This is a genomic window from Psychrobacter sp. M13, from assembly GCF_030718935.1.
In the GTDB taxonomy this organism is placed as follows: Bacteria; Pseudomonadota; Gammaproteobacteria; order Pseudomonadales; family Moraxellaceae; genus Psychrobacter; species Psychrobacter immobilis_G.
Genome location: NZ_CP132194.1, coordinates 2,001,303 through 2,018,528 on the forward strand (window position 1 = coordinate 2,001,303; position 17,226 = coordinate 2,018,528).

14 protein-coding genes, 2 tRNA genes and 1 other annotated feature are annotated in these 17,226 nt (G+C 41.8%); of the genes, 7 read left to right on the forward strand and 9 right to left on the reverse strand.

The annotated features are described in order from the left end of the window. Positions 1–16: 16 nt before the first annotated feature. Positions 17–1,468: a di-heme oxidoredictase family protein gene (locus Q9G97_RS08330; RefSeq protein ID WP_305898418.1), complete on the forward strand. Its 1,452-nt coding sequence runs from the start codon at positions 17–19 to the stop codon at positions 1,466–1,468. Positions 1,469–1,551: 83 nt separating this feature from the next. On the opposite strand, the gene Q9G97_RS08335 is transcribed toward Q9G97_RS08330, so the two are convergent. Together Q9G97_RS08335 and folD are read right to left on the reverse strand one after the other, a co-directional pair. Next, positions 1,552–2,070 (reverse strand): phosphate-starvation-inducible protein PsiE, encoded by a 519-nt coding sequence (locus Q9G97_RS08335; protein ID WP_305898419.1) that lies wholly within the window; start codon positions 2,068–2,070, stop codon positions 1,552–1,554. A 121-nt stretch (positions 2,071–2,191) separates the two neighbouring features. Continuing rightward, positions 2,192–3,079 (reverse strand): bifunctional methylenetetrahydrofolate dehydrogenase/methenyltetrahydrofolate cyclohydrolase FolD, encoded by an 888-nt coding sequence (gene folD, locus Q9G97_RS08340; RefSeq protein ID WP_305898420.1) that lies wholly within the window; start codon positions 3,077–3,079, stop codon positions 2,192–2,194. Between the two features lie 1,070 nt (positions 3,080–4,149). Between folD and Q9G97_RS08345 the strand changes: the two genes are divergently transcribed. The 6 genes from Q9G97_RS08345 to Q9G97_RS08370 all read left to right on the forward strand — a co-directional run bounded on the left by Q9G97_RS08345 (position 4,150) and on the right by Q9G97_RS08370 (position 9,627). Then, positions 4,150–5,799, forward strand: coding sequence for a sodium:solute symporter family protein (locus Q9G97_RS08345; protein WP_371747937.1), 1,650 nt, complete (start codon positions 4,150–4,152; stop codon positions 5,797–5,799). A gap of 9 nt (positions 5,800–5,808) precedes the next feature. Further along, on the forward strand, positions 5,809–5,943 hold the full coding sequence (locus Q9G97_RS08350; protein ID WP_305898422.1) for a putative transporter small subunit: 135 nt from the start codon (positions 5,809–5,811) through the stop codon (positions 5,941–5,943). Positions 5,944–6,162: 219 nt separating this feature from the next. Then, positions 6,163–6,236: transfer RNA gene (locus tag Q9G97_RS08355), tRNA-Cys, on the forward strand. 112 nt (positions 6,237–6,348) lie between these two features. Next, positions 6,349–6,435, forward strand: a tRNA-Leu gene (locus tag Q9G97_RS08360). A gap of 284 nt (positions 6,436–6,719) precedes the next feature. Next, positions 6,720–7,520: an alpha/beta fold hydrolase gene (locus tag Q9G97_RS08365; RefSeq protein ID WP_305898423.1), complete on the forward strand. Its 801-nt coding sequence runs from the start codon at positions 6,720–6,722 to the stop codon at positions 7,518–7,520. A 352-nt stretch (positions 7,521–7,872) separates the two neighbouring features. Then, positions 7,873–9,627, forward strand: a complete 1,755-nt coding sequence (locus tag Q9G97_RS08370) for a S9 family peptidase (RefSeq protein WP_305898424.1) — start codon at positions 7,873–7,875, stop codon at positions 9,625–9,627. Between the two features lie 162 nt (positions 9,628–9,789). On the opposite strand, the gene Q9G97_RS13575 is transcribed toward Q9G97_RS08370, so the two are convergent. From Q9G97_RS13575 to Q9G97_RS08405, 7 genes are all read right to left on the reverse strand, one after another. Further along, positions 9,790–9,915 (reverse strand): AlpA family phage regulatory protein, encoded by a 126-nt coding sequence (locus tag Q9G97_RS13575; RefSeq protein ID WP_371747938.1) that lies wholly within the window; start codon positions 9,913–9,915, stop codon positions 9,790–9,792. Between the two features lie 276 nt (positions 9,916–10,191). After that, on the reverse strand, positions 10,192–10,368 hold the full coding sequence (locus tag Q9G97_RS08380) for a hypothetical protein (protein ID WP_305898425.1): 177 nt from the start codon (positions 10,366–10,368) through the stop codon (positions 10,192–10,194). A gap of 144 nt (positions 10,369–10,512) precedes the next feature. Next, positions 10,513–10,628: a sequence feature (AL1L pseudoknot), on the reverse strand. 330 nt (positions 10,629–10,958) lie between these two features. Then, positions 10,959–11,918 (reverse strand): ethanolamine ammonia-lyase subunit EutC, encoded by a 960-nt coding sequence (gene eutC, locus Q9G97_RS08385; protein WP_305898426.1) that lies wholly within the window; start codon positions 11,916–11,918, stop codon positions 10,959–10,961. Between the two features lie 61 nt (positions 11,919–11,979). Then, on the reverse strand, positions 11,980–13,359 hold the full coding sequence (locus Q9G97_RS08390; RefSeq protein WP_305898427.1) for an ethanolamine ammonia-lyase subunit EutB: 1,380 nt from the start codon (positions 13,357–13,359) through the stop codon (positions 11,980–11,982). A 158-nt stretch (positions 13,360–13,517) separates the two neighbouring features. Then, positions 13,518–14,960: an ethanolamine permease gene (gene eat, locus Q9G97_RS08395; RefSeq protein ID WP_305898428.1), complete on the reverse strand. Its 1,443-nt coding sequence runs from the start codon at positions 14,958–14,960 to the stop codon at positions 13,518–13,520. A gap of 172 nt (positions 14,961–15,132) precedes the next feature. Then, on the reverse strand, positions 15,133–16,659 hold the full coding sequence (locus tag Q9G97_RS08400; protein ID WP_305898429.1) for an aldehyde dehydrogenase family protein: 1,527 nt from the start codon (positions 16,657–16,659) through the stop codon (positions 15,133–15,135). A 240-nt stretch (positions 16,660–16,899) separates the two neighbouring features. Beyond that, positions 16,900–17,196 carry a DUF2218 domain-containing protein gene (locus tag Q9G97_RS08405; RefSeq protein WP_305898430.1) on the reverse strand — a complete coding sequence of 99 codons (297 nt, stop codon included), beginning with the start codon at positions 17,194–17,196 and terminating at the stop codon, positions 16,900–16,902. Positions 17,197–17,226: the final 30 nt, after the last annotated feature.

Below are 17,226 nucleotides of genomic sequence, written 5' to 3' on the forward strand. Positions count from 1 at the left end.
CCTGTTAGGTAACGCCATGTCTTTATTAATCAGCTCATTACCGAAACCTCATTCAATGTACTTATCTTTTGCAGCGCGCACAACATTACTCGTTTTAATAGTCGCTCTTAGCGCGTGTGGTGGCTCGGATGATGATACGCCATCAAGCAACCCAAACCTGCCCGACATACCTAGTAATCCTACTCCAGAAGTCGATACCAATTGGCTACCAGCAGGTGGCGTGGCAACTATCAGCTCGGACATTTCACGACCGTTTTTACAGATTATTCCTACTCTACCAACGAGTAGTTTGGGCAATATATCAGCGGGTCGTGAGTTGTTTATTACGCAATGGACACCAGCAGGCGAAGGTCGCGTATTATTTGATGGTGTTGGCCCAATCTTTAATGCCAACGCTTGTACTCAGTGTCATAGTAGCGAAGGCCGTCAGCCTACTTATGCACCCAATGGCGAGATGAGAGACGCTATCTTATTTAGATTAGGTAATAAACAAGGTATAGCTCACCCCTATTACGGTGAGCAAATGCAGCATCAAAGCATAGACTCAAGCGTCGCTACTGAAGGCAAAATGCTCTACGATGTTATTACTGCTGTAGATAGCCCTTTAAGTACTGTCAGCTTTAGCTTTATTCCTACTGACTCTAATCAGCCATTAGGCGATAGTGCTATCAGCGGACGGATATCACCGCAGCTGGTCGGTATGGGTATGTTAAACCTCATTCCTAATGTTGATATCATCGCAGCAGCAGACGCTGATGATGTCAACGAAGATAGTATTAGTGGTCGTGTACATTGGGTCATTGAAGGCAGTCAACAGCAAATTGGTCGCTTTGGCTGGAAGGCTATTAATTCAAGTCTGCGCATTCAAAATGCCAATGCTATGTCACAAGATATGGGCTTAACCACTTCAGTATTTGCAGAGCCTAATTGCACGGTTAGTCAGTTCATTTGTAAAACCTTGCCCAATGGTGGGTTTGCAGGTGGGCCTGAGGTCATCGATGAAAGCTTAGATGCGGTAACAGAGTTTATGACTGCCTTAGCTGTTCCTGAGCGTCGTATTGGTAATTTGCAAACCTTTAATCAAGGCGCTACTTTATTTGCTCAAACAGGCTGTGCTGGCTGCCATACACCTAAGCAAAAAACCGGAGATAGCCTGCGTTTTCCTTTATTATCCCAACAAACGATCTATCCTTATACGGATTTATTACTTCATGATATGGGCACAGGTCTTGATGATGGCGTAAAAGAGAAAAACGCAGAAAGCTATGAGTGGCGCACGCCACCACTTTGGGGTATTGGTATTGTCGCTCGTGATCCAGAGGCGCGGTTTTTGCATGATGGTCGCGCGAGTAGTTTGACTGAGGCGATACTTTGGCATGGCGGTGAGGCAGAAAGCACAAAAAACCGCTTTGAGCAACTTCCTGACGATGAAAAGCAAATCTTGCTAACCTTCTTAAACGGTATTTAAATTCCAAATTACAGAATTTGACACCATAAAAAAGGGCTTATTCGTTAGCCCTTTTTATGGTGTCAAAGTGATCATTCAGGCTTCTATTCGCGGCGATTTTTCGTACGGCTATCAGGTATCTGAGCATTATCAGGTAGCAGCGTTTTCATGATAGAAGTCCTATGCTGACCCTCTAAATTATCCTCTGGACGACCATAGGTTCTAGCCGTCCATGTCAGTATCACAATAGACGCACTCAATAAGATAATCACCACAGAAATCGTTGCGAGTAACCATAAATGAAAATAATCAGAGACGGCTTGTACATCCACCACTAAATGTCGTGACAATGCCGTTATCGCAATAAATATCAGAAACTGCACAGGTAGGCGATGGGTCTTAAAATAAATACCGATCATAGCGAGCAATTCTAAATAGATAAACAACATTAAGATATCTTTTAGCGCTGCTGAGCCTTTTTGAAAGATGTAAAAGAACTCTTTACCTGCCGTCCAGATCACAACTAAGCTGATCAAAAATAAAATGATATAGTGAGAAATATCAACGAACTCTCTGCCAATATGCTGTAATCGCTCATGAATATCTAGATTTTTTTTAGCCATTTGAGACCCTATCAACTTTTTTGTTTGGTTGATTTAGTCTGATACCACTCTATAGCATCAGACGCCTTATCTATGGTCAATAAATATTTAAATCCGTCATTTATTTGCTAAGCGTACTCGTCTATAAATCAGCTGATTTCTCAGCTGCGATCACTGTCTGGCGAATAAGGGTATTAATAGTCATAGGCCCGACGCCGCCTGGTACTGGTGTATAAGCACTGGCAATATTTTTAACACCACTCATTTCGATATCACCGACGCCGCCATTATCAGTAGGATGGAAGCCGGCATCGACTACTACTGCGCCCGCTTTTATCCAGTCCGCCTTGATAAGCTCAGGGACACCGACAGCACCAACGATAATATCTGCACGTTGCACATGAGCGGCTAAATCTTCAGTTCTGGAATGGCAAATCGTCACCGTACAGTTAGCATTTAATAGCATCATTGCCATTGGCTTACCAAGGATAGGACTACGACCAACGACAACCGCTTGCTTGCCTGAAAGCTCAATATGGTGATGATTTAGCAAGTGCATGATGCCTTGTGGCGTACAAGAGCCAAAGGCTGATTCCTGCATACTCATACGACCAAAACCTAAGCAAGTCACCCCATCAACATCTTTTGCTAGATCAATTTTCTCAAAACAGGCGCGCTCATCAATATGACTCGGTACAGGATGCTGAAGCAAAATACCGTGGACATCTTGATTATTATTAAGCTCATCGATCTTTGCCATTAACTGCTCAGTAGTCGTTTCACTTGGCATCTCAACCTTAATAGAATCCATACCAACTCGCTTACAAGCATTGCCTTTCATGCGCACATAAGTCGCAGAGGCTGGATCAGCACCAACCAAAATCGTCGCCAAAATCGGCGTACGTCCTGTCTTGGCTTTGATACTTTCAACGCGGCTGTATAACTCTTGTTCTATCTGCTTGGCAAGTATTCTGCCATCCAAAACAGTAGCGGAATCTTGAGAAGCTGGCGACTCTTGAGCAATTGACATGATAACTCCAGTAGAAAAAGCAATAAAAAAGGACAGCGCGCGTAAATATCTTACAGGCCTGTCCTTTGCTAAGTGAGCGTTTGATAGCGGTTATTGTACCTTTGTTCCTAGCAAAAGCCCAGCCACATGCACCATTCAGCATAAAATCTAGCAAATTTTTTGTCGCAAAATATAACTTGTTAAAACTGAATGGTCAGGGTACCTACCCGTTTATAACGTCTATAGATTTGAGCTCAGAACCATTATAGGGTATTCTCTTGGAGTATTAATGTTACCTAGGTTTAACGCAGTTGTAGTCTTATTTATCAATAGTAATGCCAAAATCACTATATTTACCTTATAAGAATGCAACCTAATTTTTTGCAATTGAATAAAATCAAGTGTGCAACTCATCTGCAACTGGCCGATAATTTTGTGCCAAGTTACCTACTACAGCAGATTGGCTCGTAAGCGATGGTCGTTCTTGCGACAATCTTAGCTGTCAGCTTTAACTACAGATTATTTATCTCTGTACCTTCAATGTTCACTTAGCAGTACTAATTGAAAACACTTAGGGTCTGTTGAACATTCATAAATGAGCACTGCTGATAGCTAAAATGGTTCTAGTTTAAGTAAAAATCACAGGTAATGCAGATGCCTTGGCTAGATTTTTACAACGAATAGGGCGATTTTAGCATCAGCCTGCAAGGACAGGACTCTTTTTTGCCGATTCGTCATTAAAAAGATCCGCTTAGAGTGACTAAACTAGATATTTTTAATCTAGAATCGCCTAAAAAATAGTCACTGTCAGTGCCATGATCGAATTTTCAACAGACCCTAATCTATAAATATTTAATTTATAGACATTTAACTAAAAATTATTAGTTAACAAGCGCTTAGCTAGTAAGTGCTTAGTTTTGACTGTCGCAACAATATATAGCTATCTATTATCACGGCTATTCGTGTAATCGCTGTGCCTTCAATAGACACGCCTTAGAATTATAGTGCTAGACATATATATTTTTGTGTCAGTTTTAGCTTATATAAACCACTACAAACAATTGCGAGGTATGAATTTGAAAACTGAGTCATTGTTCCAATTCTCAGCAGTAACCGTTATTTTATTATTAATAGCCTTTTATGGCGGTACTTATTTGTTATCGCTCCTGATTAAAAAAGACAAAGAATCAACCACTGGCTTTATGGTGGCAGGTCATGGCGTTGGCTTTGGTATGGGCGCCGCCAGCATGACCGCGACTTGGATTTGGGCGGCATCGTTTTATGCAGCAGCTACGTCCGGCTACAAATACGGCATATCAGGACCAATACATTATGGATTTTGGGGCGCATTGATGATTTTATTCATCTACCCTTTCGGTATGCGTTTTCGTGAACTCGCTCCTGATGGTCACACTTTAGGGGAGCTAATTCACGCCCGCCATGGCTCATCAAGCCAATTAATTTTAGCCATATCCAACATTATGGGCAGCTTAATTAGCTTGATGGTCAACTTTACTGCCGCTGGTGCGCTAGTATCGGTATTGTCGCCACTATCGTTCCAAACTGGGGTTATTATCGCTGGTATTGGGGTGCTGAGCTATACCCTCACCTCAGGCTTTCGGGCCTCAGTATTTACCGATTTTGCTCAACTGGTCGCGTTGATGGCGATTGGGGTCGTGATTATTCCAGCGGTGCTATTCGCGATGGGTGGTCCTTCGGTCATGGTAGAAGGGCTGTCAAATCTTACCTTTGAGCAGCAAGACTTCTTCTCATCTGAAGCATTCTTTATGCAAGGAGCGCCGTTCTTTGTAGCCGTGCTTGCTTATGCTATCGGTAACCAAACCATTACCCAGCGCCTATTTGCCATTGATAAAACTAAAATCAAAGCGACCTTTATCACAGCTACTGTCGGCTATGCGGGTATTGTCATTGGTCTTGGTATGATAGGTCTCATGGCGCTAACGATAGGTATTGAACCTTTAGATGGCAATATGAATAACCTGATTCCGCAGATGGTTAGTACTTATTTGAATCCTGTGTTTATTGGCCTATTCTTTATCTTAGTTATCGGCTCACTATCATCAACCGCTGATTCAGACTTATCTGCGCTATCGACGATTATGATGGCCGATGTCTATGGCAAAAACATTGCCAAAAAAGGGCACGTTAAGCCCAAAACCATGATGCTAGTCGGTCGTGGTACGATGATTGTCGCCACTGCTGCAGGGCTTGTTTTTGCCAGCTTTAAGCTAGATATTCTCGTAATGTTAGTCTTCGTTGGTGCTTTATGGGGCGCTGTCGTTTTCCCTGTTATTGCTAGTGTCTATTGGAATCGGGTGACCAATACAGCCTTTACCGCAGCGGTGTTGGTCGGACTGTTATTCTTCTGTATTGCCCGCTTTGAGCTGATACCTATTGTCGGTATTACCGCTCTATTCTTCGAAGTTATGGCAAGCGTCGGTGGCGCAGTCGTTATCGGGCTTATGGTGTTTGGTTTCTTAGGTCGCAAAATAGGTATGGGCGCGGCGGCTATCGCACTCGTATTCATGCTTGTATTTGCCACTGGCTTCTTGCGTCAATACATGGTGCTCGTCGCTTCATTGACAGCTTATGGCGTCAGTACGCTTGTCTGTGTCATCATCAGTCTTATGGGTAATGAGTACTTCGATTTTGATTTGATTAAAGAACGTGTGGGCGACTATGACAAAAAAGCAAAGACACCCTCATTACCCAAAACTTAAGGAGCTATTATGGATAACGTTTACCTTTATGGATTCTATATTTTAATTTGGCCCGCGATTACGCTTGGCGTACTGGTGTTAATCTGTACTGCAACCTATCGCGACATCAAAAAGGCTCGTAGTGATAATAAAGATATTATTTAAGCCTTTAAACGAGTCTTTGATAGCCTTACTGAGCGATCGCTTGGTAGGGCTATTTTTTGCTAGGCATTTTTGACTAATAGCGTTCATATAATTCTAAATAGCCAACTCTTTAATTATTAATAGAAGCATCAAGGTACTATTAAGTGCTAAATAAAGTGCTCTTATCTAAAAAATAGCTTGTAATTTAAAATAGTTTTGCTAATATAGTCAACCTTGATTGGCTGGATAGCAAAGTGGTAATGCACTGGACTGCAACTCCTTGATCGTCGGTTCGATTCCGACTCCAGCCTCCAATTATATCAAAATTTAGCTTGCATTCTCAATAAAATTGATTATAATAGCGACCACTTATCCAGTAACTAGATGGTCTATCAGCTAGATTACGCTAAGGATAAAACAAGTTTTGCCCGGGTGGTGAAATTGGTAGACACAAGGGATTTAAAATCCCTCGCTAGCAATAGCGTGCCGGTTCAAGTCCGGCTCCGGGTACCATTATAGTAGTTCTAAAAACACCGTTAATCTTTGAGATTAGCGGTGTTTTTTTATGCTTATTTTAGATGACTAGTTTTAAATAACTAACCGCTTATCTCGGCTACCAAAGATAGCTTTATCACCACGATTGTACACGCGCAAATTAAAATCTAGATTGTAGTCTCAAATACACAAACAGTTTCGAATACATTAACAACAGTTATTTGACATTTTCCCATGCTATTATTAAGTTCGCTAGATGCTATCTATTTGAATTAATAGTGTTTACTACAAGGAAGAAGATTATGCCAACAATTGATGTTAACGGAACTACGCTTTTCTATGATGAGCAAGGCCCCAAAGACGCTCCTACATTGGTACTGAGTCACTCACTATTTTTTGATCGAGAAATGTTTATTCATCAAATAGAGGGACTCTCTAAGCACATCAGAGTAATAACCTATGACCATAGAGACCAAGGGAAAAGTGCTCGATCTGAATTGAAAAGCGTCGATATGGATACTTTAACTGACGATGCCGCAGCTTTCATTGAGGCGCTTGATATAGCCCCTTGCTTTTTTGCTGGAAACTCCATGGGCGGTTTTGTTGCTTTGCGTTTGGCGGCTCGTCGCCCAGATTTACTAAAAGGATGTATCGTACTTGGATCTAGCGGCGAACTTGAATACAAACTAGCAGAGTTCTCACCTCTCATTGATGGCGTAGAGGCAAACGGTACTGAACCATTTATTGATACCCTTATGTACATTATGTTTGGTGATGACTATTTAGCAGACTCTTCGCGTGAGAGTGAGCGCGAAAATTGGCGTAAGTATATGATGGAGCTAGGACCAGATATTTCACGTAGTGCTCACGGCGTTATTCATCGAAAAGGTGTGCTGGACGAACTCAAAGAATCTTCGGTTCCACTATTAATATTAGCAGGCGAGCAAGATCATGCCTACGAAGTCCCACTCTCAGAAAATATTGCTCAAACCGTATCTGAGAGTCAGATGTTTGTAGTTGCTAAAGCTGGTCACTCAGTAGCGCTTGAGCAACCTGAAATTGTAAATGATTATATTGCGAATTTCATCTCAGAACACTCTTAAGATGCTTGGTAATCTATTGGACCAAACTCTCTATGAATACAGCCTAATATCATGATGGTTGGGCTGTCGCAAGCTTTAAGATATCCTATGTCAACAGAAAAACTTGCTAAGTGTATATTTACTATAATGTCTCTTATTAGAATCTTGAGAACGCTAATTTAAGTAACCAAAAGTATGTCTGTATCATATGCAAACTAATAAAATATGACTGCTTAAGATCACTTAACAAATGAATTAATGTTGTTTCTAATTATTGCTATTTTAAGATATGATTGTAAGGTGAAATAGTAAGTGTCTTTACATACTGTCTAATTCCGATAATTAAACTTTAACAATAACATGGACGTTATTTATGAAAAAATACCAGCATACTTCCGATGTAAGTATATCGATGAGCAATACCTCAGTTATTAAGTCATTAGCTACCAAACGTTCTCTTACTTTAACAGTGCTGGCAACGTGCATAAGCCTTGCACTGGTGGGTTGTGATGATGACGACTCCTCTTTTAAAGAAGTCGTTCAAAATCCTGCAAATCCAATTAAATTACTTGAATCGCCTGAAATTACGAAAGTATTTACTGCCCAAGAGCTAAAACAAGCTATCGATGCTGAAGGCATCAATGTTAGTGCCAAGGTAGATGATCCTGTTTGCGGTATCACTGTCCACTATATCAATCATACCACCACTGGAGTAGCAGGCGAGGCAACCAATGCAACAGGAGCTGTGATTACTCCCAATGGTAATGATCCTATCTGCCAAGGCGAGCGCCCTATTACGCTATATGCACATGGAACGAACTCTGATAAAAACTACAATCTAGCAGCGCTCAACGACCCTACTAACCCTGCTTATTTAAAATCGTTAGTAGTAGCCGCTACTTACGTCGGTCAAGGGGATATCTTAGTTGCCCCCAACTATCCAGGTTATGACAAATCTGACTTATCCTATATTCCGTATAATACGGTGGAGCAAGGTAAGCAGATGATTGACGCGCTAGAAGCAGGTAAGCTTACGGTCGATACAGTCAATACTAGCAATAGACAGTCTGTGAGCAGTACTGTCACCTATAACGATAAGCTCTTTATAACGGGGTTCTCACAAGGTGGTTACGCTACAATGGCGACTGCTAAATTACTTGATGAGGCAGGAACACCAGCTACCGCTATCAGCCCAAGCTCTGGTGCTTACGCTATCTCTGCCTTTGCCGATTCTATTCTCTCAGGTAACGTTATTGCTGGAGGTACTATCTTTTTACCTTTGCTGAGCGCAAGCTACAGAGAAGAGTTCAAAAATGCTAATGGTGAGGGTAGTCCCTTCGATGAAATTTATGCTGCTCGATACACCAATGCGCCTAATTTATTTCCGACACAAGGCTCCGTCAATAGCTTGTTCCAAACTGGCCAATTGCCCGTCACTAGCTTATTCCAAGCAGCACCAACTGGTTATGACTTCTTAGATCCCATTTCTCCTGCTTCGCCACTATTTGCTTTTGGTTTTGATAAAACAAACTATCTATTCAATACCAACTTTAGAGCTAAATATGTACAAGATATGAGAAAATATCCTGACGGTACATTCCCAACCTTTACTACAGCAGCATTGGCAGTTAATAGTGAGAACGGTGTACGCCAAGCTTTTATAAAAAATGACCTACGTAATTATGAGCCGACGATGCCTGTTCTTATGTGTGGTGGTAATCAAGATCCAAGTGTGATCTTCGATATTAACACTACAACTCAGTCACGCATTTGGCAAGACAAAAAGGACATACAGTTTGCTGCATTAGATGTGGATATTACTAATAAAGACGCACGTATCGCTGCTAATAAATCAGCATATGTTAGTACGTTGCCGACCATTATTAATAATGGTATTCAACCTGTCGTTGATGATGTTCAGAAAAACTTCTCCACTGAACTTAATACTCTTCTAACTGCTGCTTATACCTCTGCCTTTACTGCTGCCATTACTTCAGGTAGCACTCAAGCTGAGGCCACAGGCGCAGGTCAAGTTGCAAGCTATACTGCGCTACTCTCAAACTATCATGGCATAGCTGATACTTATTGTGTCAGAGCAGCAAACGGTTTCTTCGCTCAATACCGCTAAAAGATTCGTTGCTCTCATTTAATCTTAAATGAGAGTACTGATTTAAATTAATAGATTCCTCTCCATAACCAAAGAGCAAAACCATTTGGATGATCGATACCGTTGAGGACGCAATTGAACCGCCCTACTCGATCGAGTTGAAGCGGTTATACAAATTCAGACTTAGCGCTCATTTATCTTAGTGTTAATCCAACTCGCAATCTCACTAGCTACCCACACTACTCTTACCTTCGTAAGCTGTATCTTTTTAGGGAACGTTGGGTCGTAGCGGTCAGAGTTTTCATTGATAAGCTCATATAGTAGAGCGGCTTAGAGCAGTATAACTACTAACATCTTTAATGCTCAATAGCTGTGGGATGTGGTTGCATTGCTTAATTACAGGCTTTATTATGATTAAATTATCCATGATTATCTCCTAATAATTGAATGAGAGCATCTCCTCTCATACAGTTACCGAGTCCCATATTTTTTTACTGCGTCCTGTGCAGTCCTGTCTGTACTTAGCCAAAAAAAAGAGCTGAATCACTCAGCTCTTTTTTATACCGTATGTTTGCGTTGGCTGTACTAGCTTACCGCTGTCACACTTTGCCGTAGCCCCTGCTCAATGCTTGTAGCGTCATGTATTGGCAGTGTTTTCACTGGATTAACTTTTTGTATTTCATTTTGATCACTACCTTCATTAATATTGAACTCTTCTACCTCATAAGCCTCTTCGCTATCAATCCCAAAGCACGAGTTCACGTAACCTTGCTTCGCAGTCTTAGTGCTGCTTGATCAAAGCCATGTTCGCTAAGCTCAGTATCAAATGTAGAAGCCGTCATGCTGACTGCGTAATGAGTGCTTCTCAGGACAGACCTCTAAGTCTTTAGCGCGATAATAAGCCGATGGAGTAATCGGTAGGACTCTACAAACTGACTCGATCCCGTATTGATATTTATGCTCATCGATAAACCTAACCATTGTCTTAGTCAGCGGTCGAGCTCCGCCTGGGCAAAAAAGCGGCTGCCTTCCTGATAATCTCGTTGGCTTGCTTGAGTTATTTGATCTCGCGTTCAAGCTCTTTAATACGTGCAGCTTGATCTTGAGCTTGAATAGTAGCTGGTATGGTTTTATCGATGTGCTTTTTATGCCAGGATCGCAGGGTTTCAGGTGTGCAGCCAATCTTAGGCGCTATGACTTGAATGGCCGATCAGGTGGAAGGGTAGTCATTCGCAGCTTCAATTAGAATACGAATAGCTCAATCTTTAATCTCAGGGGTGTAGTTTCGTGTTTTCATTATCGTATTCTCTCAGAAAGTTAGGTCTCCGACAATCACGGGGCGGTTCAGTCAGCTATAAAAACTTTATCTTTGCTTGATCTTGATTTAATACAGGCAATTCTTGCTCATCCTTTAAGTCAACGCCTGATAACTCAAGTTGATAAGATTTTTTCATCAGTGCTAATAGACGGCTTGCGGCTACTCTAATTGGAAGCCCAGCTGTTCGTACATTAGAGATGCAATTTCGCATAGCGTCATGGCTTGATGATTGAGCTTTCCAAGTATAATAAATACCTAAGCTATCAGGCGAGCTTAGACCGGGGCGCTCACCAATCAGCATCACCAACATCTTAGCATTGAAGCTCTCTGCAACCTCATCGCCTAAAGCAACGCGACTTCCTGTAGCAATAACTAATGGCGCAATGCTCCAGCCTTCTTCCTTAAATAAATGAATAAGTTCTGCAACAAGCTTTGGTCCATTCTCTGCTATTGCCCTTGCAGATAGACCATCTCCCATGACAATTACTACGTCATAAGACTTATCTTCACCAAACTGCCCTACCTTCTTAGATGAGTCAGTACTTAGCAATCTTCCCCAGTCTGGACGTTTAAGATAGTCCGCTTTATTCTTGGCTTGGCTCATTACTTTAAGGAGTTGCAAGTTATCGTCTGACTGTGCTGGTTCTTGACTATTAGTCTGTAGCAAATCTTCAGCTGTTCTATCTATGTCTATCTCTGTAATAGTTGTATTACAATGTTTAGATAAATCAGCTATTAAAGCGTCGACATCTAGATTCTGTAGTACTGCATCTTTAGCTTCAGCGTGATCAAGCTGAAATTTTAATAAGGGTTTGGTCGGAATACTACAGCCAACCCGACCTAAAGCAATTCTGGAGTCTGTATGTTCTTTTAGTTTTTGCCAAACATCCCTATGAACCAGTTCGGTAGAATCGCTATCGGAGTGAGCACTACTTGCTTCAAGCTGACTGTCTATAACCTCCGATTGCTTCGTTTGTCGATAGTCAATAGACATAGAGTTCTCCATCATAAGTTAGTACTACAATAAATAATTAATTCACGTCAAAAAAAGATCATCACATTATTCCAGACAACAGGGCAGACGGTTTATCAGACCAATAAATCTTATTTTTAGATTGAGTGTATATCTCGTTATCACTTAGCCAAGCAGCAAACTCAGGGGCAGGAGTCAAACCAAGTAATTGCCTAGCGTATAACGCGTCATGAAAGGATGTGGTTTGATAATTGAGCATAACGTCATCGGACCCTGGAATACCCATGATAAAATTAATTCCAGCATTCGCCAATAAAGTGAGCAAAGTATCCATATCGTCTTGGTCAGCATCAGCGTGATTGGTATAACAGATATCGCATCCCATAGGCACGCCAAGAAGCTTGCCACAAAAATGATCTTCTAATCCTGCTCGAATAATTTGTTTACCATCGAAAAGATATTCAGGACCGATGAATCCAACCACTGTGTTAACCAGTAGAGGATTAAACTCACGAGCCACAGCATAAGCTCGCGCCTCAAGCGTCTGCTGATCAGCATCAAAGTGGGCATTACTTGAAAGCGCACTCCCCTGACCCGTCTCAAAATACATCACATTCTGACCTACCGTGCCACGATTAAGGCTAAGACCGGCCTCGTATCCCTCTCTTAACATGTCTAAATTTATACCAAAGCTAGTGTTTGCCTTTTCACTACCAGTGATTGACTGAAAGATTAAGTCAACCGGTACATTCTTATTAATAAGTTGTATGGCTGAGGTGATATGAGTTAGAACGCAAGACTGTGTAGGGATCTGATATTCAGATATAACATGATCTAATAGCTTCAATAATTCAGAGAGGTTTTGCAAGTTATCAGTAGCTGGGTTGATACCAATTACTGCATCACCGTTGCCATACATCAATCCATCAATAATGCCTGCAGAAATGCCTAACATATCATCAGTTGGGTGATTCGGCTGCAGTCGCGTAGATAGGCAGCCCTCAAGGCCAATTGTATTACGGAACTTGGTGACAACTCGACACTTTTTCGCAACCAATATAAGATCTTGCACCCGCATTATTTTGCTAACAGCAGCGACCATCTCTGGTGTAAAAGCGTACTTTAGCTCAGATATTGTCTCTGTTGTTGCAGACTCTCCTAAGAGCCAGTCTCTAAGATCACCAACTGTAAAACTAGATATCTTAGAAAAAGCTTGAGGATCATGCTGTGCCATAATTAAGCGAGTGACTTCGTCAGTTTCATAAGGAATAAGAAAGTCAGTTAAAAAATCGCTTAGCAGGCATTCAGATAAAGCCATTTGTGCTGCAACACGCTCGGTCGCATCAGAGGCAGCAACTCCAGCTAACTCATCGCCAGAGCGCTTCGGTGATGCTTTTGCAAGTAACATTTTCAAGTCTTTAAACTGATAGTTTCGTTGCCCTACTGTATGTTGATATGCCATTTTATACACCCTAAATCTGTGTGTTCGCAATTATCTTCAATACGTTCTTTATTGCACATATATCGAAGATAATTTTAAAAGTGTGGTTCAAAATCGCTTAAACTTAAAACCACACTAGCAAATTATCTTGAATTAATAAGACATAACGGTAAATGACTTTAACTCAAATCATCTGTTGCAGCTTTAATTTGAGCAAATTCTTCTTCTGGTGTACCACTCACTAAGTGGTGACGACTGAATATAACGAAGTAGAGAATAAATACTACATAAATTCCTGCAGCCATAAACCAAACCTTAGGATCCACCATCAACCCAGCTATTACTGCAAGTGATGCCAAAACTAGTGCGATACCGGAAGTAAAGATACCACCTGGTGTTTTATAGGGACGAGGAAGATCAGGACGAGATAAACGTAATTTGATGTGAGAAGCCATCATAAGTACATATGAAATAGTGGCACCAAATACTGCCATGAGTATTAGAAGATCACCCTCACCGGTAAGTGATAGTAAGAAACCTATAATACCAGGAACGATAAGAGCTAGATAAGGTGCCTTATTACTGTTAGTTAGTGAGAGCTTTTTGGGCAAATAACCAGCACGAGATAATGCAAAAATTTGACGAGAGTAAGCATAAATAATAGAGAAGAAGCTTGCAATAAGACCTGCAAGACCAACGAAATTCACAAAACTTGCTAACCATGTATCTTTACCGTATACGGCAATTAAGGCGTCAACTAAAGGCGCACCCGAATCTTTTAATGCATCTGCACCTGCAGCACCCGGACCTAGAAGTAGCACAAGCAGTGCAAACGTCGCTAAAATCAACATTGAACCAATCAAACCACGAGGCAAAGATTTAGCAGGATCTTTAGCTTCTTCAGCAGCTAGAGGCACACCCTCAACGGCTAAGAAGAACCAAATGGCGTAAGGAACAGCAGCCCATATACCGATATAACCAAACGGTAGGAACGAGCTGGCACCTGTTTCAGTTCCAACTGCAATATCAAATAAGTTTTTGCTATCAAAATGTGGAAACATGGAAACTATGAATACGCCTAGTGCGATACATGCCACTGCTGTAATACCAAACATTATTTTTAATGCTTCTCCAGCACCTTTTAAGTGGAGACCTATGAAAAGTATATAGCACGACAAATATACGATCCACCCTCCGATACCGAAAAGTGATTCACAGTAAGACCCAATAAACACCGCAATAGCAGCTGGTGCAATAGCGTATTCAATTAAAATAGCGGTTCCTGTTAAATAGCCTCCTAAAGGACCAAAGGCTGTGCGTGCAAAGCTATAACCCCCACCTGCCGTAGGTAACATAGTTGCCATCTCTGACATTGAAAGACACATGCACAAATACATTATAGCAACGACTATTAGAGCAACGAATAAACCTCCCCAACCTCCTTGTGCAAGACCAAAGTTCCAACCTGCAAAGTCTCCAGAAATGACGTAGGCAACGCCGAGACCTATTAATAGTACCCAGCCCACTGCCCCTTGTTCAAGTTGTCTTTTAGCAAAATACTCTTTGTTATTTTCAATACTGTTATTTGATCCACCATCTATCTGATTATTGGAATCTTCCATGCTGTACCCCTAAACTCGTCTAATAAACCGGAGAGTTATCATCGAAGCAATGTTACTAAAAACAAAACTATCAGCTTTACGAATCTACTTTTTGCTCAAATTATTAGCCGTTAGTAGATTCGGATCGCTGACAGTGTGATCAGTACATGCTTCTCATTTTCTAAATTAATCTTTAGAAGAATCCCATAGCTTTTGGATCATAAGAGACCAGCATGTTTTTGGTTTGTTGATAATGATTGAGCATCATTAGATGATTCTCACGACCGATACCAGACTGCTTATAACCACCGAATGCAGAATGAGCAGGGTAGAGATGATAACAATTGGTCCATACGCGACCCGCTTGAATACCACGGCCAAAACGATAAGCCTTGTGTACACTTCGAGTCCAAACACCAGCGCCTAGACCATATAGCGTATCATTAGCAATACTCATCGCCTCATCATCATCTTTAAAGGTCGTCACAGCAAGTACGGGCCCAAAGATCTCTTCTTGGAACACGCGCATATCATTAGTGCCCTCAAAGATAGTCGGCTGTACATAATAGCCCTCTGCAATACTACCCTCATGCTTGGCACGTTCACCACCGACTAACACTTTAGCGCCTTCTTTTTTACCGATATCCAAGTAAGATAGGATTTTCTCTAGCTGATCGGAGCTGGCTTGTGCGCCAATCATAGTATCGGTATCTAGTGGATTACCCATTTTGATCGCTTTGACACGTTCGACACAACGCTCAATGAACTTGTCATAGATGCTCTCATGCACAAGGGCACGAGATGGACAAGTACAGATCTCGCCACTGTTAAGCGCAAACATCACGAGGCCTTCGATAGCTTTGTCTAAGAACTCATCATCTTCATCCATAACGTCGGCGAAGAAGATGTTCGGACTCTTACCACCGAGCTCTAAAGTCACGGGAATGATGTTTTCACTGGCGTACTGCATGATAAGACGACCTGTGGTGGTCTCACCTGTAAAGGCTACTTTGTTGATGCGTGGATTAGAGGCTAGCGGTTTGCCGGCTTCAACACCGAAACCATTGACGACGTTAAGCACCCCTTTAGGAAGGATATCCGCCGCACCAATGATATCGAGCATAAACAGAATAGAGGCAGGCGTTTGTTCAGCAGGCTTTAGGACGATACAGTTACCTGCAGCAAGCGCTGGCGCCAACTTCCATACGGCCATTAAGATGGGAAAGTTCCAAGGAATGATCTGACCGACGACGCCGAGGGGTTCATGAAAGTGATAGGCGACGGTATCGTTATCGATTTGACTCAGCGTGCCTTCTTGCGCACGAATGGCACCAGCGAAATAACGGAAATGATCAATAGCTAAGGGAATATCGGCGGCCAGTGTCTCGCGTACGGGCTTACCGTTCTCGTAGCACTCAGCAATAGCGATGGCTTCTAGATTGGCTTCCATACTATCAGCGATCTTGAGCAAAATATTAGAGCGCTCTGTCACGCTGGTTTTACCCCAAGCGTCTTTAGCAGCGTGAGCGGCATCCAATGCCTTTTCGATATCCGCTTCTTTAGAGCGTGCCACTTGACAGATAACTTTGCCATCGATAGGGCTAGTATTATCAAAGTACTCACCATCGACGGGCGCGGTCCACTCGCCATTGATAAAGTTGTCGTATTTTTCTTTAAATTGAACACTGCTGTCATTGCTGTTTGGATACGGATATAACATAAACCACTCCTTGTTGTTTTACAGAGGCATAAGCTGCCTTAAATTGTTCTTCCTGATCAATTTACTAATATTTATAACGATGACTTTTTTTTCAAATCACAGTTCATTCTAGAGCTGTTTTCAGTAAAAAATATGTATGCTTTTCGTTAGGTTGATAAGGTTGAATTTAACTTTAACCAATACCAGTGTACCGATAGAGACATGCCAAGGCACTAGAGTCTGTCCAGCTATATTAACAAATCAAGTCCATTCGATAATAAGCGTTTCTTTGCCTGCCATGCGTAGCAGATGATCGCTTACTACTTCCTGTAACCTTGCCATCTGTTCGGTATCACTGCTAAGCTCCACTGTCAGTAAATCGGTACAATGCAATCGACAGATACCCATAGGCAGCTCAATCTCACCTTGATCTGGGCTAAGAGTCACTGGTAGTTTGTGTGCCCAGTGTTTGCATAGCCGATTCATTATCCGCTGTGGACTCTGCGTTAGAATAGTTGCACTAGATAAGCTTTTATTGCCATCAAGTTCAGTTTTCATTCTATTTTCCTGTTGATAAATGAGCGTTAG

Coding starts and splice junctions, on each gene's coding strand:
- eutC (WP_305898426.1), bottom strand. CDS start 11,918: ATGTCTATTGACTATCGACAAACGAAGCAATCGGAGGTTATAGACAGT.
- folD (WP_305898420.1), bottom strand. CDS start 3,079: ATGTCAATTGCTCAAGAGTCGCCAGCTTCTCAAGATTCCGCTACTGTT.
- Q9G97_RS08365 (WP_305898423.1), top strand. CDS start 6,720: ATGCCAACAATTGATGTTAACGGAACTACGCTTTTCTATGATGAGCAA.
- Q9G97_RS08335 (WP_305898419.1), bottom strand. CDS start 2,070: ATGGCTAAAAAAAATCTAGATATTCATGAGCGATTACAGCATATTGGC.
- Q9G97_RS08330 (WP_305898418.1), top strand. CDS start 17: ATGTCTTTATTAATCAGCTCATTACCGAAACCTCATTCAATGTACTTA.
- Q9G97_RS08400 (WP_305898429.1), bottom strand. CDS start 16,659: ATGTTATATCCGTATCCAAACAGCAATGACAGCAGTGTTCAATTTAAA.
- Q9G97_RS08405 (WP_305898430.1), bottom strand. CDS start 17,196: ATGAAAACTGAACTTGATGGCAATAAAAGCTTATCTAGTGCAACTATT.
- Q9G97_RS08390 (WP_305898427.1), bottom strand. CDS start 13,359: ATGGCATATCAACATACAGTAGGGCAACGAAACTATCAGTTTAAAGAC.
- Q9G97_RS08350 (WP_305898422.1), top strand. CDS start 5,809: ATGGATAACGTTTACCTTTATGGATTCTATATTTTAATTTGGCCCGCG.
- eat (WP_305898428.1), bottom strand. CDS start 14,960: ATGGAAGATTCCAATAATCAGATAGATGGTGGATCAAATAACAGTATT.
- Q9G97_RS08370 (WP_305898424.1), top strand. CDS start 7,873: ATGAAAAAATACCAGCATACTTCCGATGTAAGTATATCGATGAGCAAT.